Origin of the sequence: Salinispirillum marinum (genome assembly GCF_042650105.1) — a bacterium.
GTDB lineage: Bacteria > Pseudomonadota > Gammaproteobacteria > Pseudomonadales > Natronospirillaceae > Salinispirillum > Salinispirillum marinum.
In genome coordinates, this window is sequence record NZ_JBHSAL010000001.1 from 272,437 (window position 1) to 295,735 (window position 23,299).

Consider the following 23,299-nt stretch of genomic DNA (forward strand, 5'->3'; position numbering starts at 1 on the left):
ATCTAGCGTGCATCCTGTAACAATTGTTCTGCCAAATTCTTTACATTGTTGTAGGAACTGGTCGCACCGGAATAGGCGTCGAGCTGTTCGGCATCGCCGGTCTTCACTAACTGTTGAATATAGCCCGGGTAGGCCGATAACTGCGATATGCCCGCAGCGGCCCGCCAGCGCCCAGCGTAGCCGTAGTCACGGAGTTTGCTATTGGTGACCGCACCTTCAGCATTGCGCTGGACTTCATCATAGTGAGCGCTCACCACATAACCGCCGTTTATCGTTATCTCTAACATCCCGATCCAGCCACGGCTATCTGGCTGGGTTTCCGCATAGTACGAACCATCCCGGTATCCACCCCGTGCCCCCCCCTCTTGCACAAGGTGACCGGCAGCGCTTGCTTCTGCTAAGGCAGCAGAGACTACCGTTTGAAATACCGTATGCGCCGATGTTGCGCCGGTGAACACATCCACTTGGTCCACATCACCCGTGCTCAGCAAGCCAGCAATATAACCGGGATAAGCCGATAACTGCGACACTCCGGAGGCATTGCGCCACCGCGCGGCATAGCCATAATCACGCGCTTTGCTTTGGGTAATGGCGCCGTCTTCGTTGCGTTGCACTTCATCGTAATGCACGCCCACAATTTGGCCACCGTACACGGTGATTTCGACAACACCAAACCATCCACGTCCGTCCGGCTCCCCTTCGGCGTAGTAGGTCCCGTCCTGATAGCGCACGGCACCGCCAACACTGACCGGCACCCTCGGAGCGGCAGACACCAAATTCGGTTCGGGCAAGGCCACAACCGTTGCACCCTCCAACACACCTACCTGCATGCTGGCCAGCATACGAGCAGCACCCGCACTGTGGCTATGTCCGGCAGCATCACCTGAGAAAGCCTCAGAGGCGGGCTTGCCACACCAAGCAACGAGTTCTTCTAGCGTACTGGGGTGGTTAGGTATGTAAGCCGTGATGTCGTAAACGCGGCCACCAATTTCTTTCCAGCAGCTTTCCGCCGTGCTGTGCTGCGACAGCTCGTCTAGGGTGATAACACGCGCTGACGTTGCGGCTGTTGCCTGTCCGCTCGAACTGCCCAACGAATGCACTAAGAACAACGTAGCTATGCTGGCGACAAAAGCAATAAATAGGGAATAGGCTATCTTGTTCATAAGAAATCAAACGCCTCACTGTGAATGCGTGTAACTGGTACACCGGCGGCAACCAACACACTTTTTAAATGGCTAACCATCGCTGGCGGGCCACACATATAGATCTCTCGCTCGGTAAAGTCGGCGCAGTGTTGGCGCAAAAAGGCCGCAGTGAGAGGCCCCTCTTGCCGATAGTAATGCGGCGTTACCGCTAAACCCGCAACCTTTGCACCTAATTCTACCAACTCATTCAGGTAGTAGGCGCGTTGCTGATCGTTCGCTAAATAAAACAAATGGGCGTCTATTTCACCTTGGCGATATTGGGCATCGCGTGCGCCACTAACAAAGGGCGTTATGCCTATACCGCCCGCTAACCATAGCTGACTGCGTTGCGGTTCTATGCGCTCATAGAAGTCACCGTAGGGGCCTTCAACCATGACGTCTGAACCCACCGCTAACGTCTGAATGGCTGTACTGGCGTCACCCAAGGCTTTGATGCCCACACGCAGATATTCGTCGTTGGGGGCGGAAGAAATGGTATAAGGATGCTCTTCATTGCGCCCTGCCGTTAAGGCGGGATCTAACGGTGTGAAGTACATAAACTGCCCGGCTTCATAAGCCATGGCTTTGCCTTTGGGCCGTAGGCTGATTTCCACCACACCATGCACCAAAGTCTCGACTTTCACCACTTCGTAGCGGTAGCGCCCGAGATTGGGCGATAGCACTTTGCGCCACACAATAGCGCCAATGGCACCCACTGCCATAAACCACCAAACCACGGTTTCCGCAGCGATGGGAATGGCATGCAGTAAGGCGAATATAACGGCCAGAGCAGAGAACAAATGCAGCGCTTTCCAGCGTTGATAATGCAAGCGGCCGAAAAAACGGAACGTAGGCCCGAGGAAAATGACCATACACAGTAAAGCGAGCCAACCCGACCAAATAGCCCACTCGGCAAGTGGCGGAAATACTCGCGCAATAGCGGCTTCAATGGAGAACGGTAACTGTGCATACGCCAGCAGCGCGACATGGAACAAAACCAATACGAAACCGGCAAAACCAAAGAAGCGGTGCACCACCCACAGCCGTGCCAAACCGCCGAACCAGCGGTCATAATGCGGTAAGCGCACACTCATCATGGCGGCCAGCAGCATCATCGCTAAACCAAGAATACCCGTCAAACGTCCTGTTAATGTTAACCAGCCAATAGCATTGGGTGCAAAACCGGACAACACACGCGGCAAGGCAACCACAACGGGCAGCAGGAGAAATAGCAGCAGTAAGATATCGCCCGGCTTAAACCGAGCCCGAATCCAAGCAGACATTCAATGGCCTCATCAACCAGTATGTCTAGCTAGATTGGCATGACGCAAAAAAGAGAACAAGCATAGCCATTGGATATCGGCCGGAGTATTGACGGAGATCAAGGCCGCAAAAGCACGGCCCCATCATTACCTTAGGACAACAACATATCGGTTTTCGCGGCACAAATGAAATCGTTACGATGTAAACCGTTGATCGCATGCGTCCACCAAGTAACGGTCACTTTTCCCCACTCTGTTAGGATGCCGGGATGATGCCCTTCTTCCTCGGCCAAAGCGCCTACCTTGTTGGTGAACTCCAACGCCAGGCGAAAATTACGGAAGGTGAATTCCCGCTGCAGTTGCATCACGCCATCTTGCACAACAGGCGTCCAGTCGGGAATTTGTTTGATCAATTCAGCCAGCTCGGCATCACTGACTTGTGGAGCATCGGCGCGGCAGGCTTCGCAAGCTTGTGCATGTAATGTTTCCGTGGTCATGTCTATTCTCCTAACTTAACTGGCTTGCGCCGTGCTTTTGGGTGGAAAGGTTGGGGCGAACAGGCCGCGCCGTTTGGCCTCTGCGACCTGCGCCATGATATCAGTTTGCGCGACGTCAAAGAGGTCATCAATACTGCTCAATAGATAGTAGATAGGCTGCATGATGTCGATACGGTACGGCGTCCGCAGCACATCCAACACATTAAACGGCCGCTTCTCCGGCGTGGTGCTGTATGCATATTGTGTTTCTCCCGGTGAAGACAGAATGCCACCACCATAGATACGCTGGCCATCCGGCGTATTCAACAGCCCGAACTCCACAGTAAACCAATACAATCTGGCCAGAAACACTCGATCCTCCTTACTCGCCGCCAACCCCAGCTTGCCATAGGTATGCGTGAACTCGGCAAACGAAGGATGAGTCAACATGGCACAGTGGCCAAAGATCTCATGAAAAATATCGGGCTCTTGCAGGTAGTCAAACTCATCACGCGAACGAATAAAGGTTGCTACCGGAAACTGCTTATCCGCCAACAACGCAAAAAACTTATCAAAGTTAATCAATGCCGGGACTTCGGCGCAGCGCCAGCCCGTTGTGGCCTGCAAAACCGCATTGACTTCCGCCAACTGGGGAATGCGGTCTGACGGTAAGTTCAGTCGCTGCAAGCCGGCTAAATACTCCGCGCAGGCTTTACCGTCAATACAGGTCAATTGGCGCGCCATCAAGGCAGCCCAGTTTTCGTTTTCTTCATGACTCCAGGCGATTCGGCCATCGGGGCCGGACGATCTGGAGAGGTACTTCGTTGTTTTTGTAGTCATACCTATTCCCATCGAAACGTTGTGTCGGTGATCGAACAGGATTCGTACTCTATATCAGTGTAGTCGTTAGGTCGTGCTGTTGGAAAACGGTCAATCAAGCAGCAACCTGTAAAATGTAATCTTTTATTTACTAACGTATCATTTACGCACTTCTTCTAGGTAATCGCTTTTTTGTAACTTAATGTGAACTAATGCGGGCTAAAATAGCGCCAAAATCAACGCAGGGTGCACTTTACTTTGGCATTAATACTGTATATTTTACCAGTATTATTGCTGGGTACGACGGGGACATCTTATGCTTTGCCATCTTCACATACGTAATTTCATCATCGCCGGCGACATTGAATTGGATGTACAGCAAGGGCTTACCGTTCTCTCTGGTGAAACCGGCGCGGGAAAATCGATCATACTCGATGCTCTATTCTTGTTGGCCGGAGGCCGTGCCGATTCCAGCCAAGTACGACATGGCGAAGAAAAGGCGGAATTGTCTGCGACCTTCCTCGTCACAGAACACTCCCCGTCCGGGCGCTGGCTACACGACCAAGAGCTCTGGCAAGATGGCGAATGCATAGTGCGCCGGGTGATTACTGCCGATGGTCGCTCGCGGGCATTTATTAATGCCACGGCTGTACCCGTTACCAAGCTGAAAGAATTTGGCGACCTCGTTCTGCATATCCATGCACAACATGAGCATCAACGTCTGATGCGCTCCGAGGAGCACATTGGCATTCTGGATCGTTTCGCACAAACGCATGCCGAGGTAAAAAATGTGCGCCAGCTTTATCGGGAATGGAAGACCATAGAGCGGCGGGTACAAGAGCTTCAGGCGTCGGCCGATAAAGACAACGCTGAACATCAATTAATGACCTATCAGTTGGAAGAACTTAGAGCGCTGGGTTTAAGCGACGACGAGCTGGAAGAATTGGAGCAAGAGCATCAAGCCTTGAGCCATGCTGAAGAGATGTTGCTGTCCGCCAGCCAAGTGTCTGCACGGCTGAACTCGGAAGACAGCGACGCCGACGTTCTCAGCGAGCTTCGCCAAGCCATTCATCAATTGGAACCGCAAGCGAATCTTCACCCTGCATTAACGGGGGCATTAAGCCTATTAAATGAAGCGCACATTGCCTTACAAGAAGCGGCAACGGACTTACAGCGTTTTGCGAGTGATTTTGAGTGGGACCCCGAGCGCTTTAGTACACTGGATGCACGCCTCAGCAGTGTGTACGATATCGCGCGCAAACATCAGTGCCGCCCCGAAGCGTTACCCGCCCTACAACGTGAATTGGAAGCAAAAGCAGAACATTTTGCCGCGCACAGCGAAGAACTCGATGCATTGTTGGAACAGCTTACGGTGGCCCAAGACCATTATGAAACAGCAGCACAGGCTCTTTCTACCCTCCGCCAAGCGCGCGCGCCTGAGCTGGCAGAGGCACTGGCCCTGCAACTGCATAAATTAAACATGCCACATGCCACCTTGATGTGCCATGTCGCGGCCCATCCCGAGCGGCCCAGTGCTAACGGCATAGATGACGTTGAGTTGCGGTTGTCGGCCAACCCAGGGCAGCCCGTACAACCGCTACACAAGGCAGCCTCGGGCGGCGAACTATCACGTATCGCTTTGGCCATTCAGGTACTGGCACAGCATAGCCAGCAGGCCGCAACGCTATTTTTCGACGAGGTGGATGTGGGGATTTCCGGAGCCACGGCAGAAGAAGTAGGGCGTTTGATTCGACAACTCAGTCAACACAGCCAAATTTTGTGCATCACCCACTTGCCACAGGTTGCTTCCTTTGGTCATCACCATTGGCTGATCGAAAAGCATGTCGTTGATGGGCAAACGTTATCGCAAGTGGTCGATTTGGACGCCGAAGCGAGAACACAAGAGGTAGCACGTTTGATTTCCGGCGTCCGCGTGACCGATGCAACCTTGATGCACGCGCGGGACTTACTGGCTGCGCCATTAATGCATTAATGTCGACGCCTGTCATAAATACCTGAGTTACCGCCCGACAAGGTTGTTAAGCGGTAACGTTAGGCAGCCTATTTCTTAGGCTTCACATAGAGCACCAATTTGTGATCGACCAGCTCAAAACCATGCTCATCGGCAATTTGCTGCTGCCGCTTTTCGATCACTTCATCAATGAATTCAACCACTTTTCCGGTTTCCATATTAACCATATGGTCGTGGTGGTCGCCATCATCCAACTCAAACAGCGCGTGACCACCATCAAAATTGTGTCGCACCACCAATCCAGCCGATTCAAACTGAGTTAGTACGCGATACACCGTGGCCAGACCAATGTCTTCGCCCGCATCTATGAGCTGACGATAGACGTCTTCCGCACTCATGTGGCGTGGGTCTGCCGTTTCCAGCATTTGTAATATTTTTAAGCGCGGCAAAGTGACCTTTAAACCCGCTTTCTTCAGTTCAGCGTTACTCACTGGGTATCCTCAATTCATGAATGATGAACCGCCGGAGCGCTTCATAAACTTACTTACTGGCACGAGCTGCTCGATTTGCCCGCGCCTGTTTCGGGTCAATCAGGAGCGGTCGATATATCTCAATGCGCTCACCATCTTTCACGACCGCTGTTTCCGGGTTAGCCACCTTTTTGCCGAACACACCCAATGGTGCTTCCATTATAGCCTCGTCTGGAAACTCTTCTTGAATCCGGCTTAACTGTACGGCCTGCCGATACGTTGTACCTTCAGAAACGCAGACAGACAAGATTTTCTGCTTTTCAGGCAGAGCATAAGCCACTTCTATACGCAAATCAGCCATAGACACTGTGCGCTCTCCGACAAAAACGATCCACCAAACGATCCGCCATTTTGCCCACCACGGGTTCAAGCAACAGCTTGAGGGCAAAACCACGGACCTCGAAATCCAATTCAAACCGGATTTCAGATTGTTCACCTATGGCATCAAAGTGCCACTCGCCTTGCAAATGCTTGAATGGGCCACGCACCAATTCCATGCTCATCCAGGATGGTTCATGCAAGCGGTTCCGCGTAGAAAAGCGCTCTTTAACTGGCCCTTTACTCACCTCCAACTCAGCCGCCACCACCTCGGCGGTCTTTTCCAAAATACGTACCGCAGAGATTTCAGGCAAAAACTCCGGATAGCGCTCAATATCCTGCACCAAAGCAAACATTTGATGCGCCGAATAAGGTACTGTCGCCCGACGGGCAATCTTCATAGTAAATTCCAAAACATGGCTTTTAAACGTGCCCACAGCAGCAATAACAGCATCATACTGGCCAGTATCGCGCCCTGCAGCCACCCGCTGACCGACCACTCTGCCCCCACCTGCACCACCAGCAGCAAGACCAATGCAACCGTGGTGAGGAATTTTAACGCAAATCGCCACACGGCGTAACGGTACTCATACAATGGCCGCAGTTCGTCAATAACCAAATGATTCGGCAGCACCCATCCGACGAAGATGGCGGTGAGGAACGCAATAATTGGCAACAAAACCGTGCCGGGCAATACAGAAAGCCATTCAAACACGGTAGCACCATAGAATCGGACTTCCCGCCATCGATTGAACGACAATAAAACACCCACGCCACCTACCCAGAGGATGAACCCCGCAACCCCCGCAGCAAAACCACGACGTAGGGAAAAACGTTCATGCAGCCAGATCACCAAGCCTTTCACAAGAAACAGTCCAGTCGACAGCCCACTCAGCAATAGCACACCAAAGAAAATCATCAACCACGTATTGGCCTCTGCTAATCCGGATTGGACCACCGCCGCAGGTAGCGTAATAAACAATAGGGTCAAGGCATCCGTACCGACTTCTGGGGTCACAAAGGCAAATACGGCGCCGGCAAAAAACACCGACCAACATACATCCACCAATACAATCCATGTCGCTGTTCCACTGACGGAAGTCCGGGCATCCATATGCACACCCAGCAAAACACTGATACCTAGACCGACCCCTAAACTGTAAAATGACAGCGCCACAGCGGAACTCCACATTGCCCACGTTAGCCCATCGGAGCGCACCGACAACACATGCTGCAGTCCATCCCACCATCGCAATGTTCCAATGGCCTGCAGACTCAATATAGCGACGCCCAGCAACAGCAATAAAGCCATGGTTGCAACAGGGACTAAAATACCTCTGGCCGATGGCAGCGCTAATAAAAGCACAACGACGACACATAGAATGGAATGCAAGATAATCAATTTAACCGGGTCAGCCAGTAATTCGGCCAACACAAAACGCAAACCCAACTCGTTATCCGGCAACTGCTGCGTCCACACCAACCAAGCGTAATCCAAGGCCCAACTGGCAAAAGCGAGATAGTAAGTAGCAATGGCCATTCCGGTCACCACGATGACTACGCCAAGATAACGCCATTGTCGTGATACAAAGGCCTCAGCAGCCAGTTGATTAATGCTCAAGGGAGCGCTTTGCCGTCCACGCCGTCCCATAAGCAACTCACTGACCAAAATAGGCAAGGCGATAAACAGGTGCGCTAATAAATACGCACCTAAAAATGCACCACCAAATTGACTGAACGCCATCGGCAAGCTGAACACATTCGTCAAACTGATCACTGCCCCGGCACAGGCTAAACGAAACAACCAGGGGTGATGCCAGAATCGATGGGTTTGCACTGTTGTCATAGGAAAATCCGTAGCTTTATCAAGCACAACCACTATAATGGCGCGCTATGGCGAAAAACAAGACTCCTTCTACGACGATCGCGCAGAACAAAAAAGCGCTGCACGACTATCACATCATTGACACCTATGAAGCAGGTATTGCCCTAGCAGGCTGGGAAGTAAAATCCCTTCGTGCGGGTAAAGTGCAACTGCGAGATTGCTATGTCATTTTCAAAGGCAACGAGGCCTGGCTTTTGGGCGCATTGATTTCACCGCTGCTCAGTGCCTCCAGCCATGTGATACCTGACCCAACAGCAACGCGCAAGCTCCTGCTGAAGCGGCGTGAAATCGACACTCTGGCGCGCGCTTCGGAACAGGATGGCTACACGGTTGTGGCACTTTCTATGTATTGGAAAAATCAGTTTGCTAAAGTCAAACTGGCTCTGGTGAAAGGGAAGCAAACGCATGACAAGCGTGCCACCATGAAAGACCGCGACTGGAACCGACAGAAAGAACGACTGATGAAGCATCGCGTCAGCTAACCTCTTGACGATTAATTTCTTCTAGCCACGTAGGCATGTCGTTCACGCGCATGCTATACTCGCAACACTATTAAGCAGTGGTGGTCTGTTTAACCGATTTCGGGGACGAAACGGATTCGACGGGGATTACAAAGCTTAAGGTGCATGTCGTGATGGCAACGAATCACGTAAATCGAAAGTTGCAAAAAGATAATCGCAAACGACGATAACTTTGGCGCAGAAATGCGCCTGGCCGCTTAATTAAATAGCAGCCGCCGAACGCTAGCTGGGCCTAAACGGTTAGCAACTCGGTCAAATTAGCTAGGATCGCAGCAAAGGTTTTCTGGGCCAGCGCTGTTAAATCTAATTCCAGGACAGCCAGCACATCAGCTTGCCCTTTGGCGGTTGTGCGGTTAAATAAATGAAGAGGCTAAGCATGTAGTACCGAAAGTAGAGGGTTCGCGGACGCGGGTTCGACTCCCGCCGTCTCCACCAACTCTAAAAGGCGAACTGGCAACAGTTCGCCTTTTTATTGCCTCATGCATCGCCTTCAATCTGCGGCCATAACACAATCGACCGATACAACAACCACCCGCCCCACGATGTAATCAACAATGCAGCCAACAGCATCATCGTATTGCCAAAGGGCAACACCAATATTGCCACACCCCAAAACACCCAACTCCACCAGAACATCTGCTTCCCCGCGCGCGCCACGGGATGCCCGGTACGCCACGACAACCACAAAGCCAGCAGTCCACCTGGAATCCAAAGCACCAGCGTAAATACCCCCAGAAAAAACAGGGCCAACATGGTCTGCAGCTGTCGTTGAAGCGTCATTTCGAACCTTTTGATTATGGGTTGTTATGGAGCAAATGCTCTTGCACGGGGCGCCACCAGCCAAAATCGGGCGTAGGCGTTACACCTTGATGCTGCCAACTCATTTCAACACGGACTTCTGTGCAATCGCCGTGATGGTCCGCCAACTGCCAGATCACATTCCACGCGTTGCCCTGTACATCAACCACGCGTTGCTCTATCTGCGCGGAACGCGTCAGGCTGACCATCTCTGTCTGTATGGTTTGATCTGCAACCTCTAACCAAGTGAGTGCTCTTATGGAATCACCCTCTACGATACGGTCACGCACATCTTGCCAGTCAGCCACCACTGTTTGAAATAACGCAAACCCCATGGGTTGTATCGAGCCTAACGGATAGGTAGTGGTACATTCATGCGCCAGAGCCCCGGAGGCAGCAAAGGTTAAGGTGGCCGTCACGGCCAAACTCTTACGATCCAACAACACGGTAATGGTTCCTTAATTAGTAAACGAAAACACTGGGACGGCTCAACGCTGCGGTTGCAAACGTGCGTCATTCTGTACCCTGAACTGAAGTATCAGTTCCTCGGCCAATACAGCGCTCTGACAAGCATCAGCACGGGATAACGTACAGGTGAAGGGAACGGGCGCTTGATTAGCCGCAAACGCTTCACCCTCGATGGTGCCCTCCAGAACCTGCTGCGCTTCGGTGATGCACAACAGGTTTTGTGCAGTGATACGCACCGCCTCACCGTCCAACACAACCTGAGCGGTCAGTAAGCAATAGTCCGGCAAGGTCTCATCGTTCAATCGTTGCGGGTCAAAAACAACCGCCACCGGCTCATCTCGCTCCACCGTTACAGCATTTACCAACAGGGCATCCACCGTACTGCCGGCAGAAACGGCCAATGAATCCATGGCAAAAACTCCGGGCACAGCAGCGAACACCATGACCTTGACGAGATACTTAAACATTGCAGATTGGTCTCACGATTCTTAAAGCGCTATGATGACAGTTAGACTCTTTGACGTCACCATGGATTGGAGCAAATTACAACACAAAACGAGAATCGGGAGAGGAACTATGCGCAAAACAACAAGACAGCTATTGGTTTTTTTGGCCTCAATTGCGGCACTGCTCGTGCTGTTTCTTGTGATTGATCGTCGCATTGGCGAACGCTCCATGTCGCCTGTATTCTTCAGCCAGTTACCCAGTACCCAAGCTCTGCTAACCCTCTACAACGGTTAATACACCAGAGGTGTTAGCAGAAAACCAATAAGACTTGCTGAAGATCAATGACAAATCCGTTCGTTGGGTTTACTGTTTAAAGGACAAAGACAAAAACAACAGGGCAGCAAGAGCTGACACCTGACACCATAAGACAAGAGAGGCGGTTATGTCTGGCATTTTATCCATGATTCTGGCCGGTGGCGAAGGTACGCGTTTAGCACCCTTAACCGGTATTCGAGCAAAACCGGCGGTGCCTTTTGGCGGCAATTACCGCATCATCGATTTCGTATTGAACAACTTCGTTAACTCCGACTTATTACAGATTTTTGTGTTAACGCAGTTCAAATCTCACAGTTTGCTGAAACACATGAGCCGGCGCTGGCGGGTTACGGGGCTAACCAACCGCTTCATCGACCCCATTCCAGCGCAAATGCAAACGGGTAAACATTGGTATCAGGGCACCGCGGATGCCATTTATCAGAATTTAGACGTTATCGAAGGCGTAGACCCTGAACTGGTCTGTGTGTTCGGTGGCGACCACATCTACAAGATGGATGTGCGCCAAATGATTCAAATGCACCAGGATACCGGTGCGAAGCTGACCGTTGCCGCCATTCCTGTACCGGTTGAGCAAGCCAACCAATTTGGCGTTATAGAAGTCGATGAAAACGGCAAGATGATCGGTTTCCAAGAAAAACCGAAAGTAGACCCTAAAACCATTCCGGGTAACCCGAACATGGTACTGGCGTCTATGGGTAACTATGTCTTTGATGCCAAGACGTTAACCGAATGCTTGCGGTATGACGCAGAACAAGCGGAATCCGTGCACGATTTCGGCCACAACATCATTCCACTGCTGTACGCGCAGGGCGATGTCTATGTGTATGATTTCTCCACCAACAATATCCGGGGTGAGCCCGAGACCTCCCGTGGTTACTGGCGCGACGTAGGCACCATTGACTCTTACTACGAAGCCAACATGGATTTGATTTCCGTCATTCCACCGATTGACTTGTACAACCGCTATTGGCCACTGCGTAGCTATCACCCTGCCGTACCGCCCGCTAAGTTCGTCCATGATGAGGCCAACCGCACAGGCCAGGCCATCAGCTCCATGATTTCTGGCGGTTGCGTCGTCAGTGGTTCTATCGTTTATCAATCCATCCTCGGCTACAACGTGCATGTGCATAGCCATGCCTATGTAGACCGCTGCGTCATCATGGGTGGGAATGACATTGGCCGCGGCTCTCGAATTCGCCGCGCGATCATCGACAAAGATGTGGTCATTGCGCCGAACACCATCATCGGCGAAGACCCGGAAATGGACCGTCAGCGTTTCCATGTATCGAAAGAAGGTGTTGTTGTTATTCCTAAAGGAGCACGCGTTGGCTTCTAAACCCACGGTTATGCTGGTCGCTTCAGAGTATGAAGGCCTGGTAAAAACGGGCGGCCTTGCTGATGTCGCCCGCGCTTTACCCGCCGCATTAAAGGCGGCTGGGGTCAACGTCAAGGTGCTCGTACCGTACTATCGAAAGCTGTTTGACCGTAACCCGGAAGTCTTGCTCAGCAGCTTGAACGTTCCGGTCAACCTGAACGACGAGTACGGTTGCGCGGTTCGTTACATCAACGACCATGGTGTCGATGTCTATTTACTCGAACATCATCGGTTCTATGATCGTGACGGCATCTATGACGATGGCCGTTGGCCCTATGACGACAACCCGCTTCGTTTTGCCTTGCTCAGTAAGGCTGCCTTTGCCTTATGCAAAGCGCTGAATTTCCGACCCGACATTCTTCATGCGCATGACTGGCAAACCGCCTTGGTGCCCTATTACTTAAAGCGTCACTTTGAGAACGATGCGTTCTTCCATGCCACTAAATCCGTCTTTAATGTGCACAATGGAGCCTATCAAGGCAAATGTAACGCGCAATGGCTTGCACCGATCGGGATTGATGGCCGTGACTTTATTGCCGAACATTTTGAAGACTATGGTGACATCAACCTGATGAAAGGCGCAATTGTCTTTGCAGATCAGGTCATTGCTGTCAGCCCCGGCTATCGTGATGAACTGATGCAAGAATCCACCTCACACGGACTTTGGCAAACCTTCCAAGCGCATGCGCACAAGGTAACCGGCATTCTGAATGGTTGTGATTATGGCTTGTGGAACCCTGAAAATGATACCGCCATTGCCGCCACTTACTCGGCGGATGATTTGAACGGCAAAGCCCTGTGCAAACAAACCTTACAGCAACAGTCTGGCTTGCACGTCACGGCAGACCGTCCCTTGTTTGGCTTGGTATCCCGCCTTACGGACCAAAAAGGCTTACACTACCTGATCCCGGCCTTGCATGATTTTTTAGCACAACCCATTCAATTGGTGGTGTTAGGCAGCGGCGATCCGCACTTTGCCAACCAGCTAAGACACCTAGCTGCGACGCATCCCGGTCAAGTGCATTTTACCGAGGGCTACAGTGAAGATTTATCGCATCAAATTGAAGCGGGTGCCGATTTCTTTTTGATGCCGAGCCTGTTTGAACCCTGTGGCTTGAACCAGATTTATAGTATGCGTTACGGCACATTACCCATTGTTCGCAATACCGGCGGCCTGCGTGATACCGTCGTACCCTTGGCCGCCGACCACCACAACATCGACCTGGCTACTGGCATAGGGTTTGATTCCCCCAACATTGAAGCCACCCGCATGGCACTCGGGCAAGCCTTGCGCCTATACAGCTTGCATCCAGAGATGTACAAGCAGGTACAGCAAAATGCCATGGCACAGCGCTTCGAGTGGGAAAGTGCAGCACAGGACTACATCAACACGTTCAAGCATCTCATGGTGCACTAGACACGGAAAACGAAACACGAAAAACGAAACACCGAAGCGGGCTCACACCCGCTTTTTCCGCAATGCCAAGCCGACCAATAGCGCCGCGATGGCTACAACAAGCGCATTGAGGGAAAAGACCCATTGCGCACCGCCTTCCAACGACCACAATTGACCCGCCAGCAAGTTACCACTCACTAAACCCGTACCGGTACTGAACGCAATGTAAACCGCCTGAGCACGCGCCTGTTGATTATTTGGAAACAAATTCGCCAGCAAATAGATCGCCGTACCGTGGACCGCCCCAAAACTCAATGCATGCAGTGCTTGAGCAATCACCAACCACCACCAGCTATCAACACCCCAAGCCGTCAGCAACCACCGGCATGATGTCGCCAGCAGCGCGAATACCATCAACTTTGCCGCGCCCCAGCGAGCTAACAAATAACCCAATACAAGAAATAAACCCACTTCTGCCAGTGGAGCTAACGCCAGATAACGCCCAATGGCCGCCCCAGAATAGCCATTTGCCTGCAAATACAAATCAAAAAATGTGTTGTATGCGGCCATGGTGACACTCCACAGATAAAGGGCAAGAAACAAACCCCATACCGGAAACAGCTTCAAGCGCTGCAGAAACTCACCCCATGACGCCCGTTCAACTACCTGCCCTGCCTGCTTGGGCACATCCTTTATGGCACTTTGTGACAAGACCGTCGCAACACCAATCACCCCTAATGCCCAGGGTAGAATACGGGCACCAAAATGATCCAACAACACGCCCAATATCAACACCACCACCCCAAAGCCAACTGTCCCCCAGAGCCGAATTCGGCCATAACGTGCCGAGCTTGCTCCCAAATACTGCAGAGTAACCGCTTCCATCTGCGGTAAAATGGCGGACAGAAACAGGCCAATGAATCCCACCAAGAAAATGACCTGCCATGCCACCGACACCACGCCCAAACTCACCAGACACAGCAACAGTGCTACTGAGCTTAAACGTGCCCAGATCATCCGCTTGCCGCTACGATCACTGATGGAAGCCCACATAAAAGGCCCCAACGACATCGCCAAGGTCAGCACGGCTGCGGTTTGGCTGATGGCAGAAAAGGCAAACCCTTGCTCCCGCAAATAGCGCCCTAAGAACGGCAGCAACCCACCATAAATCGAAAAATAGAAGAAATAACCTGCAGATAAACGAACCACAGGGATAGAGGATGCGGTCATAGGAGCCTGATGATAAGGGATTATTTTTCAGCCCGCCGAGCGGCGCGCCGTTGTTTAAAAAACTGACTCAGCATGGCACCGGCTTCGTCCGCCAGCACACCGCCCATAATCTCGGGTCGATGATTCAACCAATGCTTGTCCGCCAACTGCTCCTGACTGACCACCGCACCCGCCTTTGGTTCCAGCGCACCAAATACCAAGCGCCCGACGCGAGCATGCACAATGGCACCCACACACATAGCGCAGGGCTCTAACGTAACGTAGAGCGTAGTGTTAACCAGACGATAGTTTTGTAGCGCCTCACCGGCGGCCCGTAACGCACGAATTTCCGCATGCGCAGAAGGATCATGGAGACCGATCGGGAAATTATGACCACGGGCGATTTCGCTACCTTGTGCATCTACCAAAACAGCCCCTACAGGGACTTCGCCAATCTCAGCGGCTTTCGCCGCCTCGATCAAGGCTTGGGCCATCCAATAGTGGTCTTGCTCAGACACGCTGCTGGCGAGCACTGAGAAATGGTCAGTCATCTATTCCCATTCAATGGTGGCAGGCGGCTTGCTGGACACGTCATACGCTACGCGTGAGATGCCTTCGATGCTGTTGATGATGCGATTCGATACGCGTTCGATCAACTCGTAAGGCAGGTGCGCCCAACGGGCAGTCATGAAATCAATGGTTTCCACGGCCCGCAGTGCCACAACCCATTCGTAACGACGACCGTCACCGACCACGCCGACTGACTTCACTGGCAAAAACACCACAAAGGCTTGGTTCACTTTGTGATACCAGCCGGACTTGTAGAGTTCTTCCATAAAGATAGCGTCGGCTTCACGCAGGATATCGGCGTATTCTTTCTTCACTTCACCCAAAATCCGCACGCCCAAACCGGGCCCAGGGAACGGATGACGGTAAACCATGTCATGCGGCAAGCCCAAAGCTACACCAATGCGGCGCACTTCGTCTTTAAACAGCTCACGCAGTGGTTCGACCAGTTCCATGGCCATGTCGTCTGGCAAGCCACCGACGTTGTGGTGACTTTTAATCACATGCGCTTTGCCGGTTTTGGCGGCGGCAGACTCAATAACATCAGGGTAAATCGTACCCTGTGCCAGGAAATGTACGTCTTTCAATTTGGTGGCTTCGGCATCGAACACCTCAATGAAGGTGTGGCCGATCACCTTTCGCTTTTCTTCTGGGTCGGAAATGCCTTTCAATTTACCCAAGAACAAATCTTCTGCGTCGGCGCGGATCACTTTCACACCCATGTTCTGCGCGAAGGTTGCCATCACTTGGTCGCCTTCGTTCTTGCGCAGCAAACCATTGTCGACAAATACACAGGTCAACTGATCGCCAATAGCCTTATGCAACAACGCCGCCACCACCGACGAATCGACGCCACCGGACAAGCCCAACAGTACCTTGCCACTGCCTACTTGCTCGCGCACCCGTACAACCAAATCATCAATGATGTTTTCTGCGGTCCACAGCGCATCACAACCACTGAGCGTGCGAATAAAACGTTCAAGAATTTCTTGACCCTTAAGCGTGTGCGTCACTTCAGGGTGAAACTGCACGCCATAGAACTGCCGTTCATCATCCGCCATGGCTGCAATCGGGCAGGTTTCGGTCTGTGCCATCAGCTTAAAGCCTTCCGGCATGGCCGACACCTGATCACCGTGGCTCATCCATACATCCAACCAGCGGCCCGTGCTGTCATCGCGGTCGACAATGCCATCCAACAACTGGCCATCACCCACCACCTGTACTTCGGCATAACCGAACTCACGGTGATTCGACGTCGCCACCTTTCCGCCCAGCTGCTCGGCCATGGTCTGCATGCCGTAGCAAATACCCAGCACCGGCACGCCCATCTCAAACACCACTCCAGGCGCACGCGGCGTATCCGAACCCGTCACCGACTCCGGCCCACCAGCCAAAATAATGCCCTGAGGGGCAAAGGCGCGGATGTCTTCGGCGCTCATATCAAAGGCGTGAATCTCGCTGTAAACACCAATCTCTCGCACGCGACGCGCGATCAACTGGGTGTACTGAGAACCGAAGTCGAGAATCAGGATTTTCTGAGCGTGGATGTTTTGACGCATGGGGTTTTCCTATTAGATAAACGTTTAATCAGAGCCGAAACAACACTCATCGATGGCTCTCCGACGCATGGGGCTCTGGTCAGGGCTTGAACTGGGCATATGCCGCCAGGACGGCGGCATTCGAGCTTACAAGGATGTACTTGCAGCGTTCCAGTGAAACCCTGGACCGGAAGCCGAGGCGCCTCGGGATCAGCCTACTCGGTAGTTCGGTGCTTCCCGCGTGATCTGCACATCGTGCACGTGTGATTCCTTGATGCCCGCGTTACTGATGCGCACAAACTGCGGCTTGGTGCGCAGCTCTTCGATGGTCTGACAACCGGTGTAACCCATCGCCGCACGCACACCACCAATCAGTTGGTGCACCACATTCGACAGAGGGCCTTTTACCGCCACCCGGCCTTCGATACCTTCCGGCACCAACTTGTCGGAACCGTTGCCTGACTGGAAATACCGGTCGCTGGAGCCTTGGTTTTGCCCCATAGCCCCAATTGAACCCATACCACGGTATGACTTATAAGCCCGGCCTTGGAACAACTCAACTTCACCCGGCGCTTCGTCCGTTCCGGCAAACAAGCCACCGGCCATCACGCAATATGCGCCTGCCGCCAAGGCCTTTGACAAGTCACCTGAAAAACGCACACCACCGTCGGCAATCACCGGAATTCCATGCTCTTTCAAAGCCGCTGCCACATTCGATACAGCGGTAATCTGCGGCACACCAACACCGGCAACAATACGGGTCGTACAGATAGAGCCTGGGCCAATACCCACTTTAACCCCATCGGCACCGGCTTTCATCAGATCTAGCGCCGCTTCTGCGGTCGCGATATTACCGCCCACCACATCAACCTGCGGGAAATTCTCTTTAACCCAACGTACCCGATCAATTACCCCAAACTCATGGCTTGAATGACCGTGTGCTGTATCGACGACAATAACGTCTACACCCGCATCCACCAGCGCTTTAACACGCTCGTTAGTACCTTTGCCCGTACCCACGGCCGCACCCACACGCAAGCGGCCTTGGGAATCTTTACAGGCATTCGGATAAGACTGGGCTTTGGTAATGTCTTTTACCGTTACCAAGCCCACCAATAAGCCATCGTCGTCGGTGACCAACACCTTCTCGATACGATGGCGATGCAACAGGCTCATGATCTCTTCCGGGTCGGTGCCTTCACGCACCGTAATGAGCTTGTCTTTGCCGGTCATGATGCTGGACACTTTGGCGTCTAAACTGCGCTCGAAACGCACATCACGCGCGGTAACAATGCCCACCAAATCTTTCCCGTCAAGTACAGGCACACCGGAAATATTGTTGGACAGTGTGAGATCAATCAGCTCTCGAATGGATGCATCGTGTTGAATGGTGATGGGATCACGAACCACACCACTTTCATATTTTTTAACCCGACGTACTTCTTGGGCTTGCTGCTCAATCGACATATTCTTGTGCATAATGCCGATCCCGCCTTCCTGAGCCATGGCAATGGCCAAACGGCTTTCGGTCACCGTATCCATGGCAGCGGACACCAAAGGAATGTTCAAGAAAATATTGCGTGAAAATTGGGTTTTCAAGGAAACTTGATTTGGCAGAACCTCGGAATACCCCGGAACAAGCAGGACGTCGTCAAAGGTTAAAGCTTCTTCTGCGATTCGTAACATGAGGTGCCTACCCTTCTGCGAGATGATTAAGGTGGCGCGGCATTATAAACACATAGGGCGAAAAAGCAAAAACAAACCCCCGAAAGCACGTAAAAATATCGTGCTCGAACTGGCATCCACCGGGTGGTCAACTACACTCTGTTGAACATACAGTGGCAGGACTTAAGGAGTCTCCCCCGCATGACTGAAAACATGGTGTTTGCTACGGAATCTGCTACGGATGCAACGCAAGGTGAAGTATGGAAGATTCTCATTGTTGATAACGAACCCTCCGTACACCAAGTGACTCAACTGGCCTTAAAACAATATCGCATTGAAGGCCGCGCTCTGCACTTACTCAGTGCGTATTCAGCACAAGAAGCCTTACAAGTACTGCAACTTGAACCCGACGTTGCACTGGCCCTGATAGATGTCGTTATGGAAACCGATAATGCCGGCCTTGACCTTGTGCACGCGATTCGTCGCCAGCTACACATGGCTGACATACGCTTGGTATTACGCACCGGACAACCAGGGCAGGCACCCGAACACGAAGTCATCGAAGACTACGACATCAACGACTACAAAGAAAAAACCGACTTAACCCGGCAAAAACTCCGTACCCTGTGTTACAGCACGGTCCGCGCCTACCGCGATCTGCGTTTAATTCGGCAGCAGCAAAGCGGCTTGAGAAATGTATTACTGGCTACCCGAAAAACCCTGGCGGCCGCCAACTTGACGACCTTCGGCGATGTGGTGCAAGAACAGCTTACCGCCCTGTTCGGCATACCGACCCCCGAGCTTTGGGGCATAACGTTGGTGCCTGACGACGGCTCCGGCTACTCCTACTTGCACGTTCTGCAGGCCGAAAATCAGAATGTGGTGGTTGGGTATCAATCCAATATCAAACAATTACCCGGCAGCTTACGCAGCCTCATCGCCGCTGCCATGGCAACCACACGAGCGCAACACAATGAACAGTATTACATGGTCTATCAACACAGTGCGCCCGAACTCCATGCTTTTTTACTGGTAAGGATGAGCGAACCCAGCGGCTACCAGCGTGAATTGGTGAGCCTGTATGGAGCCAACCTGTTGCTTATTTATCAAAGTTTGTTGCTACGGGAAGAGATCGTCGATACCCAAAAAGAACTGGTCAACCGGCTGGGCAATGCGGTTGAAATGCGCAGCAAGGAAACGGGCGCGCACGTTCAGCGCGTAGGGTTAATTGCCGAAAAGCTGGGCGAATACTATGGCCTAAACAGCTATCAGTGCGAACTGTTACGCCACGCCGCACCCTTACACGATTTAGGAAAAGTAGCGATTCCCGACGCAGTATTAAACAAACCGGGAAAATTGGACCCGGCAGAATGGTCCGTCATGAAGCAACACGCACAAATGGGGCACGACATATTGGCCCAATCCAAGCGTCCGATTCTTCGCATGGCCGCATCAATTGCCCTGACCCACCATGAATACTGGGATGGGAATGGTTACCCGAACGGCATCTCTGGCAGCGCAATACCGATAGAGGGCCGAATAACGGCATTGGCGGATGTGTTTGATGCCTTAGGGTCAACACGGTGCTACAAAACACCGTGGAATGAATCGGCAATTAAAAACTTTTTGCACGATCATTCGGGTAAGCAATTCGAACCCAAACTGGTGTCTATTCTGCTGTCAAAATGGGAAGAATTTACGGATATCAGGCGCACGTACCCGGATGCAGATTGATCATAGGGCTCTCTTTATCGAGCCCTTGTCCTTGTGTACACAGCACAGCGTACCGATGTTAGCGCATAAAGCCCGCTAACCAGGCAATATCCGCATCCGTCAAATCGCCTGCGGCTTCTTTCAACTTGAAGTAGTTACTGATGAAATCATAACGTGCAATCGACAAGTTCGTTTGTGCGGTTAACAGAGCGCGTTGGGCATTTAAGACTTCGACCACATTGCGCGAGCCCACTTCGTAACCCAATTCTGTCGCCTCCGCCGCACTGGCGCGGCTCGACACAACCTGACGCAACGCATTCAGGTTGGATAAGTCGGCACGCACTTGCTGGTAATACTGGCGCACGGCCAATTCAATCTGGCGCTCCTGACCATCATAGTTGGCTTGCGCAGACTCCAGCTGAAAACTGAGGCGACTCAACCCCGACTGGCGACTTCCGGCATCAAACAGAGGCACGCTGACCGTTGCGGTAATGGCTATAAGAAAACTGGTATTGTCCTGATAGTTGTCTAACGGTGCACCATTCTGTCCTACACGGTCCCAGTCATAGCTGGTGTTGTACCCATACCGCGCAACGCCATTGATTTGCGGCACCAAGTCCGCCTGTGTTGCCCTAAGTTCGTCTTGCGACGCACGGATACCCAACCGTCCGGCCACCAAATTAGGATTCTGTCGGGACTTGTTGATCCACTCCTCCATCGCACCCAGGCTAATATTTTCTGCATTGAAGGTTGCCGATAGCAATGGCAAGTCACCGATACTCATGCCAGAAAGCTGCGCCAACTGCTGGCGCGCCAAGGCCTCTTGGTTCTGTGCACGTAATAGATCGACACGCGTTTGATCCAATACCGCTTGCGCTTCCAACACATCGGTGATGGCCACCAATCCGACATCATAGCGTTCTTGCGCTTGCTCCAACTGACGCTCAACAGTCGTCATTACCCGCTCCGTCAATGCCACCTGTTCTTGGCTACGCAACACGCCAAAATACGCATCCGTAACCCGCGTCTTCAGGCTCGCCAACACCGCGTCCACGCGTGCTTCACTTTGTGCCGCTAAATTTTGCACCGCATCGTAGGCGGCAAACGCCTGCTGATTGTAGATCGACTGCGTAACCTGCAAAGCCCCACTGCCACTGAGCACCGTATTGCCATCAAAGAGCCCGTCCTGTTGGCTGTAGCGTGCATCGGCTTCACCATCGAGCGTGACGCGCGGAAGCAGACGACTTAAACCCTGCGTCACTTGCGTTTCACTGGCCCGCGCATTGGCCAAAGCGGCACTGAGGTCCGTGTCATTACGCAACGCACTGTTGTACAGGGCATCCAAAGACTGGGCTTGCGCACCCACACTCAATACCATGGCAACCACGATCGACCATGCCTTCAATTCCATACGATGCTCCTTTAGGGCACTGATTTATTCGCAAAAAATGTCAAAAAAATAATTACGCAGATTATGCCCGAATGAGTCACCCACTCATCGCGTTGGACACATTACTTACACTCTGTGCTAGCCTATCATTTTTAACGCTTTCTTGACCCGTTACCTTTGTCACAACATTTCGACCATCGTTAAAGGCCTGCTCTCACCATGACTGATGAATCTGAGACATCTTTGCGTTCAGCGCAACACCCACAACGCTTTAGCCTCAGCGATGTCGAGATTGTATCCGACCACTTGGTATACAAGGGGTTCTATGAAATGCGTGAACTGGTCATTCGTCATGCCTGCTTTTCACGCCCCGCCATCACCATAAAACGTGAACTGATGAACCGGCCGGACGCGGTGGTCGTAATGCTCATTGATCCGCGAGAGGATACGACCATACTCATCGAACAGTTTCGTGTGGGCGCACAAAAAGCACCAACACCCTGGCTCATTGAATGTGTCGCCGGCTTGATTGAGCCCAATGAGCAACCTGAGGAGGTTGCTCGCCGTGAAGCGCTGGAAGAAGCCGGATTGACCATTGGTCGCCTGAAGTGGATCTGCAACTATTTTCCTAGCCCCGGCGGCACCAATGAGAAGATATTTCTGTATGTTGGCGAAGTCGACGCCTCACAAGCGGGCGGCGTTCATGGCTTGGCCCATGAAGGCGAAGACATCCTTGTGCATAGAATACCGCTCAGCCAAGCCTTAAACTGGTTGCAAGCGGGTCATATTAACAACGCCGCCAGCATTATTGCGTTGCAATGGCTACAATTGAATCTTGTCTCTTTGAAGAATGAATGGGGATTTTCTTGAAATCCAGCTATGTGCCAGATTTAAAAGCGCAAGCCGCCATTTGCGAAGGCAACTTCGCCCGCTTGCGGCGCTGCCTGCCGGACTTCACCGTCGGCCAGGATGTGAACTTCGTGCTTGAGTCAGCACAGCATTTAAGTGCGGACATTACATTGACGGTGATTGAGCGCTTCCGCTACACCGCCAGCGTGGAAATTACCGTGCACCAGCACCAAGTCCCGGACTATGTGGCGCGACAGACGTTCATGGTCCGGGTCTATTTGGATGCCAATACAGCGGAAGTGGTGACCTTTGCCCGTCGAGGCAGCTTTCAGGGCGTGTACCCTTACCCCAACCCCGACATGTTTCATGCCGATGAAAAAGACCAATTGAATCGCTGGCTATCAGAGTGGTTACAACTACTTTTTAGTCATGGCCGCAGCGCCGAGAGCATTACATTTTGATACCCAGTCGACATTATGCGAATTTACCCCGCATAAAGACGTTTCGAAAGCTGTTAATTTGGTAAGTTTTTTGCCAGACTCACTATCATTACATGAGTGATCTGGCTTTATAGACTCAGA

The 23,299-nt window shown here is 52.2% G+C and carries 23 protein-coding genes, 1 other RNA gene and 1 pseudogene; 9 read left to right on the plus strand and 16 right to left on the minus strand.

The window, feature by feature from the left end:
- Positions 1 to 2: 2 nt before the first annotated feature.
- The 4 genes from ACFOSD_RS01410 to phhA form a co-directional block, all read right to left on the minus strand.
- On the minus strand, positions 3 to 1,163 hold the full coding sequence (locus tag ACFOSD_RS01410) for a cytochrome b5 domain-containing protein (protein WP_380694387.1): 1,161 nt from the start codon (positions 1,161 to 1,163) through the stop codon (positions 3 to 5).
- On the minus strand, positions 1,160 to 2,467 hold the full coding sequence (locus ACFOSD_RS01415) for a ferredoxin reductase family protein (RefSeq protein WP_380694385.1): 1,308 nt from the start codon (positions 2,465 to 2,467) through the stop codon (positions 1,160 to 1,162). Before ACFOSD_RS01415 ends, ACFOSD_RS01410 begins: the two co-directional genes overlap by 4 nt.
- Before the next feature lie 131 nt (positions 2,468 to 2,598).
- Positions 2,599 to 2,943 (minus strand): 4a-hydroxytetrahydrobiopterin dehydratase, encoded by a 345-nt coding sequence (locus ACFOSD_RS01420; protein ID WP_380694383.1) that lies wholly within the window; start codon positions 2,941 to 2,943, stop codon positions 2,599 to 2,601.
- Between the two features lie 15 nt (positions 2,944 to 2,958).
- On the minus strand, positions 2,959 to 3,762 hold the full coding sequence (gene phhA / locus ACFOSD_RS01425; RefSeq protein ID WP_380694381.1) for a phenylalanine 4-monooxygenase: 804 nt from the start codon (positions 3,760 to 3,762) through the stop codon (positions 2,959 to 2,961).
- 295 nt (positions 3,763 to 4,057) lie between these two features.
- Between phhA and recN the strand changes: the two genes are divergently transcribed.
- The gene (gene recN / locus ACFOSD_RS01430) at positions 4,058 to 5,734 is read left to right on the plus strand and encodes a DNA repair protein RecN (RefSeq protein WP_380694379.1); all 1,677 of its coding nucleotides are present in this window, start codon (positions 4,058 to 4,060) and stop codon (positions 5,732 to 5,734) included.
- Positions 5,735 to 5,802: 68 nt separating this feature from the next.
- Here recN and fur read toward each other — a convergent pair whose 3' ends face one another.
- Genes fur through ACFOSD_RS01450 form a run of 4 tightly spaced genes read right to left on the minus strand, consistent with a single transcriptional unit; the run spans position 5,803 to position 8,407 of the window.
- The gene (gene fur, locus ACFOSD_RS01435; RefSeq protein ID WP_380694377.1) at positions 5,803 to 6,204 is read right to left on the minus strand and encodes a ferric iron uptake transcriptional regulator; all 402 of its coding nucleotides are present in this window, start codon (positions 6,202 to 6,204) and stop codon (positions 5,803 to 5,805) included.
- 49 nt (positions 6,205 to 6,253) lie between these two features.
- The gene (locus tag ACFOSD_RS01440; RefSeq protein ID WP_380694968.1) at positions 6,254 to 6,544 is read right to left on the minus strand and encodes an RnfH family protein; all 291 of its coding nucleotides are present in this window, start codon (positions 6,542 to 6,544) and stop codon (positions 6,254 to 6,256) included.
- Positions 6,537 to 6,962, minus strand: a complete 426-nt coding sequence (locus ACFOSD_RS01445) for a type II toxin-antitoxin system RatA family toxin (protein WP_380694375.1) — start codon at positions 6,960 to 6,962, stop codon at positions 6,537 to 6,539. The genes ACFOSD_RS01440 and ACFOSD_RS01445 overlap by 8 nt, the downstream gene beginning before the upstream one ends.
- Positions 6,959 to 8,407, minus strand: coding sequence for a hypothetical protein (locus ACFOSD_RS01450; RefSeq protein ID WP_380694373.1), 1,449 nt, complete (start codon positions 8,405 to 8,407; stop codon positions 6,959 to 6,961). The genes ACFOSD_RS01445 and ACFOSD_RS01450 overlap by 4 nt, the downstream gene beginning before the upstream one ends.
- A 47-nt stretch (positions 8,408 to 8,454) precedes the next feature.
- Between ACFOSD_RS01450 and smpB the strand changes: the two genes are divergently transcribed.
- Entirely contained in the window at positions 8,455 to 8,928 is a 474-nt protein-coding gene (gene smpB, locus ACFOSD_RS01455) for an SsrA-binding protein SmpB (protein ID WP_380694371.1), read from the plus strand.
- A 101-nt stretch (positions 8,929 to 9,029) separates the two neighbouring features.
- Positions 9,030 to 9,402, plus strand: a transfer-messenger RNA (tmRNA) gene (ssrA, locus tag ACFOSD_RS01460).
- A gap of 42 nt (positions 9,403 to 9,444) precedes the next feature.
- Here the strand turns inward: ssrA and ACFOSD_RS01465 are convergent.
- The 3 genes from ACFOSD_RS01465 to ACFOSD_RS01475 are packed head-to-tail and all read right to left on the minus strand — an operon-like array spanning position 9,445 to position 10,700.
- Positions 9,445 to 9,747: a hypothetical protein gene (locus tag ACFOSD_RS01465; protein ID WP_380694369.1), complete on the minus strand. Its 303-nt coding sequence runs from the start codon at positions 9,745 to 9,747 to the stop codon at positions 9,445 to 9,447.
- Between the two features lie 14 nt (positions 9,748 to 9,761).
- Entirely contained in the window at positions 9,762 to 10,211 is a 450-nt protein-coding gene (locus tag ACFOSD_RS01470) for a hypothetical protein (RefSeq protein ID WP_380694367.1), read from the minus strand.
- A gap of 42 nt (positions 10,212 to 10,253) precedes the next feature.
- The gene (locus ACFOSD_RS01475) at positions 10,254 to 10,700 is read right to left on the minus strand and encodes a hypothetical protein (RefSeq protein WP_380694365.1); all 447 of its coding nucleotides are present in this window, start codon (positions 10,698 to 10,700) and stop codon (positions 10,254 to 10,256) included.
- A 109-nt stretch (positions 10,701 to 10,809) separates the two neighbouring features.
- Between ACFOSD_RS01475 and ACFOSD_RS01480 the strand changes: the two genes are divergently transcribed.
- From ACFOSD_RS01480 to glgA, 3 genes and pseudogenes are all read left to right on the plus strand, one after another.
- Positions 10,810 to 10,974 (plus strand): hypothetical protein, encoded by a 165-nt coding sequence (locus tag ACFOSD_RS01480; protein ID WP_380694363.1) that lies wholly within the window; start codon positions 10,810 to 10,812, stop codon positions 10,972 to 10,974.
- Positions 10,975 to 11,119: 145 nt separating this feature from the next.
- Positions 11,120 to 12,352, plus strand: a pseudogene (gene glgC / locus ACFOSD_RS01485) (glucose-1-phosphate adenylyltransferase); the annotation flags it as partial.
- Positions 12,342 to 13,808 carry a glycogen synthase GlgA gene (glgA, locus tag ACFOSD_RS01490; RefSeq protein WP_380694361.1) on the plus strand — a complete coding sequence of 489 codons (1,467 nt, stop codon included), beginning with the start codon at positions 12,342 to 12,344 and terminating at the stop codon, positions 13,806 to 13,808. The pseudogene glgC and the gene glgA, both read left to right, overlap by 11 nt.
- A gap of 42 nt (positions 13,809 to 13,850) precedes the next feature.
- Here glgA and ACFOSD_RS01495 read toward each other — a convergent pair whose 3' ends face one another.
- From ACFOSD_RS01495 to guaB, 4 genes are all read right to left on the minus strand, one after another.
- A complete protein-coding gene (locus tag ACFOSD_RS01495) occupies positions 13,851 to 15,017 on the minus strand; it encodes an MFS transporter (RefSeq protein ID WP_380694359.1) in 1,167 nt (388 codons plus the stop codon).
- A gap of 20 nt (positions 15,018 to 15,037) precedes the next feature.
- The gene (gene tadA, locus ACFOSD_RS01500) at positions 15,038 to 15,547 is read right to left on the minus strand and encodes a tRNA adenosine(34) deaminase TadA (RefSeq protein ID WP_380694357.1); all 510 of its coding nucleotides are present in this window, start codon (positions 15,545 to 15,547) and stop codon (positions 15,038 to 15,040) included.
- On the minus strand, positions 15,548 to 17,122 hold the full coding sequence (gene guaA, locus ACFOSD_RS01505) for a glutamine-hydrolyzing GMP synthase (protein ID WP_380694355.1): 1,575 nt from the start codon (positions 17,120 to 17,122) through the stop codon (positions 15,548 to 15,550).
- Between the two features lie 189 nt (positions 17,123 to 17,311).
- Complete coding sequence (guaB, locus tag ACFOSD_RS01510) at positions 17,312 to 18,787, minus strand: IMP dehydrogenase (protein WP_380694353.1); 1,476 nt, start codon at positions 18,785 to 18,787, stop codon at positions 17,312 to 17,314.
- A gap of 180 nt (positions 18,788 to 18,967) precedes the next feature.
- Here guaB and ACFOSD_RS01515 point away from each other — a divergent pair, with 180 nt between their 5' ends.
- Complete coding sequence (locus ACFOSD_RS01515) at positions 18,968 to 20,500, plus strand: HD domain-containing phosphohydrolase (protein ID WP_380694351.1); 1,533 nt, start codon at positions 18,968 to 18,970, stop codon at positions 20,498 to 20,500.
- A 58-nt stretch (positions 20,501 to 20,558) separates the two neighbouring features.
- Here ACFOSD_RS01515 and ACFOSD_RS01520 read toward each other — a convergent pair whose 3' ends face one another.
- Positions 20,559 to 21,890 (minus strand): TolC family outer membrane protein, encoded by a 1,332-nt coding sequence (locus ACFOSD_RS01520; protein WP_380694349.1) that lies wholly within the window; start codon positions 21,888 to 21,890, stop codon positions 20,559 to 20,561.
- A 198-nt stretch (positions 21,891 to 22,088) separates the two neighbouring features.
- Here ACFOSD_RS01520 and ACFOSD_RS01525 point away from each other — a divergent pair, with 198 nt between their 5' ends.
- Positions 22,089 to 22,739, plus strand: coding sequence for an NUDIX domain-containing protein (locus tag ACFOSD_RS01525; RefSeq protein ID WP_380694347.1), 651 nt, complete (start codon positions 22,089 to 22,091; stop codon positions 22,737 to 22,739).
- Positions 22,736 to 23,179 (plus strand): DUF1249 domain-containing protein, encoded by a 444-nt coding sequence (locus ACFOSD_RS01530; RefSeq protein ID WP_380694345.1) that lies wholly within the window; start codon positions 22,736 to 22,738, stop codon positions 23,177 to 23,179. The genes ACFOSD_RS01525 and ACFOSD_RS01530 overlap by 4 nt, the downstream gene beginning before the upstream one ends.
- Positions 23,180 to 23,299 lie beyond the last annotated feature (120 nt).

Coding starts and splice junctions, on each gene's coding strand:
- guaB (WP_380694353.1), bottom strand. CDS start 18,787: ATGTTACGAATCGCAGAAGAAGCTTTAACCTTTGACGACGTCCTGCTT.
- guaA (WP_380694355.1), bottom strand. CDS start 17,122: ATGCGTCAAAACATCCACGCTCAGAAAATCCTGATTCTCGACTTCGGT.
- ACFOSD_RS01495 (WP_380694359.1), bottom strand. CDS start 15,017: ATGACCGCATCCTCTATCCCTGTGGTTCGTTTATCTGCAGGTTATTTC.
- ACFOSD_RS01440 (WP_380694968.1), bottom strand. CDS start 6,544: ATGGCTGATTTGCGTATAGAAGTGGCTTATGCTCTGCCTGAAAAGCAG.
- smpB (WP_380694371.1), top strand. CDS start 8,455: ATGGCGAAAAACAAGACTCCTTCTACGACGATCGCGCAGAACAAAAAA.
- ACFOSD_RS01480 (WP_380694363.1), top strand. CDS start 10,810: ATGCGCAAAACAACAAGACAGCTATTGGTTTTTTTGGCCTCAATTGCG.
- ACFOSD_RS01475 (WP_380694365.1), bottom strand. CDS start 10,700: ATGTTTAAGTATCTCGTCAAGGTCATGGTGTTCGCTGCTGTGCCCGGA.
- ACFOSD_RS01410 (WP_380694387.1), bottom strand. CDS start 1,163: ATGAACAAGATAGCCTATTCCCTATTTATTGCTTTTGTCGCCAGCATA.
- ACFOSD_RS01415 (WP_380694385.1), bottom strand. CDS start 2,467: ATGTCTGCTTGGATTCGGGCTCGGTTTAAGCCGGGCGATATCTTACTG.
- ACFOSD_RS01520 (WP_380694349.1), bottom strand. CDS start 21,890: ATGGAATTGAAGGCATGGTCGATCGTGGTTGCCATGGTATTGAGTGTG.
- ACFOSD_RS01465 (WP_380694369.1), bottom strand. CDS start 9,747: ATGACGCTTCAACGACAGCTGCAGACCATGTTGGCCCTGTTTTTTCTG.
- ACFOSD_RS01515 (WP_380694351.1), top strand. CDS start 18,968: ATGACTGAAAACATGGTGTTTGCTACGGAATCTGCTACGGATGCAACG.
- tadA (WP_380694357.1), bottom strand. CDS start 15,547: ATGACTGACCATTTCTCAGTGCTCGCCAGCAGCGTGTCTGAGCAAGAC.
- ACFOSD_RS01450 (WP_380694373.1), bottom strand. CDS start 8,407: ATGACAACAGTGCAAACCCATCGATTCTGGCATCACCCCTGGTTGTTT.
- phhA (WP_380694381.1), bottom strand. CDS start 3,762: ATGACTACAAAAACAACGAAGTACCTCTCCAGATCGTCCGGCCCCGAT.
- ACFOSD_RS01525 (WP_380694347.1), top strand. CDS start 22,089: ATGACTGATGAATCTGAGACATCTTTGCGTTCAGCGCAACACCCACAA.
- ACFOSD_RS01445 (WP_380694375.1), bottom strand. CDS start 6,962: ATGAAGATTGCCCGTCGGGCGACAGTACCTTATTCGGCGCATCAAATG.
- recN (WP_380694379.1), top strand. CDS start 4,058: ATGCTTTGCCATCTTCACATACGTAATTTCATCATCGCCGGCGACATT.
- ACFOSD_RS01420 (WP_380694383.1), bottom strand. CDS start 2,943: ATGACCACGGAAACATTACATGCACAAGCTTGCGAAGCCTGCCGCGCC.